General features: G+C 53.7%; 1 tRNA gene and 1 rRNA gene. Both read right to left on the bottom strand.

The features are described from left to right. Positions 1-26 precede the first annotated feature (26 nt). Positions 27-103: transfer RNA gene (locus ABD980_RS11155), tRNA-Ile, on the bottom strand. Between the two features lie 92 nt (positions 104-195). Continuing rightward, a 16S ribosomal RNA gene (locus ABD980_RS11160) occupies positions 196-1744 on the bottom strand. Positions 1745-1793: the final 49 nt, after the last annotated feature.

Consider the following 1793-nt stretch of genomic DNA (forward strand, 5'->3'; position numbering starts at 1 on the left):
CTGAGCTAATCCCCCGAGGTATTTCGTGGTGGGTCAAGTTGGAATCGAACCAACGACCCCCGCCTTATCAAGACGGTGCTCTAACCGACTGAGCTACTGACCCAACTGTCGCCAGTTGGCGATAACCTTGGTCATGGAACCAGTGTTAACAGCCAATAAGTGTGGACGCTTTCGCTTTGTGAGCCATTCGCTCTTAAAGGAGGTGATCCAGCCGCACCTTCCGATACGGCTACCTTGTTACGACTTCACCCCAGTCATGAATCCCACCGTGGTAAGCGCCCTCCTTGCGGTTAGGCTACCCACTTCTGGTGGAACCCACTTCCATGGTGTGACGGGCGGTGTGTACAAGACCCGGGAACGTATTCACCGCGGCATTCTGATCCGCGATTACTAGCGATTCCGACTTCACGCAGTCGAGTTGCAGACTGCGATCCGGACTACGATCGGGTTTCTGGGATTAGCTCCCCCTCGCGGGTTGGCGACCCTCTGTCCCGACCATTGTATGACGTGTGAAGCCCTACGCATAAGGGCCATGAGGACTTGACGTCATCCCCACCTTCCTCCGGTTTGTCACCGGCAGTCTCACTAGAGTGCTCTTGCGTAGCAACTAGTGACAAGGGTTGCGCTCGTTGCGGGACTTAACCCAACATCTCACGACACGAGCTGACGACAGCCATGCAGCACCTGTGTTCCGGTTCCCTTGCGGGCACAATCCTATCTCTAAGATCTTCCAGACATGTCAAGCGTAGGTAAGGTTTTTCGCGTTGCATCGAATTAATCCACATCATCCACCGCTTGTGCGGGTCCCCGTCAATTCCTTTGAGTTTTAATCTTGCGACCGTACTCCCCAGGCGGTCAACTTCACGCGTTAGCTGCGCTACTAAGGCCTATTGACCCCAACAGCTAGTTGACATCGTTTAGGGCGTGGACTACCAGGGTATCTAATCCTGTTTGCTCCCCACGCTTTCGTACCTGAGCGTCAGTATTATCCCAGGGGGCTGCCTTCGCCATCGGTATTCCTCCACATATCTACGCATTTCACTGCTACACGTGGAATTCTACCCCCCTCTGACATACTCTAGCTAGGCAGTTAAGAATGCAGTTCCAAGGTTGAGCCCTGGGATTTCACATCCTTCTTTCCTAGCCGCCTGCGTACCCTTTACGCCCAGTAATTCCGATTAACGCTTGCACCCTACGTATTACCGCGGCTGCTGGCACGTAGTTAGCCGGTGCTTATTCTACAGGTACCGTCATTGGCTCCGGGTATTAGCCGGAGTTGTTTCTTCCCTGTCAAAAGTACTTTACAACCCGAAGGCCTTCATCATACACGCGGGATGGCTGGATCAGGGTTCCCCCCATTGTCCAAAATTCCCCACTGCTGCCTCCCGTAGGAGTCTGGGCCGTGTCTCAGTCCCAGTGTGGCTGGTCGTCCTCTCAAACCAGCTACGGATCGTTGCCTTGGTGAGCCTTTACCCCACCAACTAGCTAATCCGACATCGGCTGCTCCAGTAGTGAGAGGTCCGAAGATCCCCCTCTTTCCTCCGTAGAGAATATGCGGTATTAGCCACTCTTTCGAGTGGTTATCCCCCGCTACTGGGCACATTCCGATGCATTACTCACCCGTCCGCCACTCGCCGGCCATGGTCGCCTCCCGAAGGATTTGTCCATGCCGCTGCCGTTCGACTTGCATGTGTAAAGCATCCCGCTAGCGTTCAATCTGAGCCAGGATCAAACTCTTCAGTTTAATCTCTGTTTGTGTGCCTTAAATAAATTTAAGGCGGAGTGTACTCAAA

Source organism: Paenalcaligenes hermetiae (assembly GCF_039543645.1).
GTDB classification, from domain to species: domain Bacteria; phylum Pseudomonadota; class Gammaproteobacteria; order Burkholderiales; family Burkholderiaceae_B; genus Paenalcaligenes; species Paenalcaligenes hermetiae.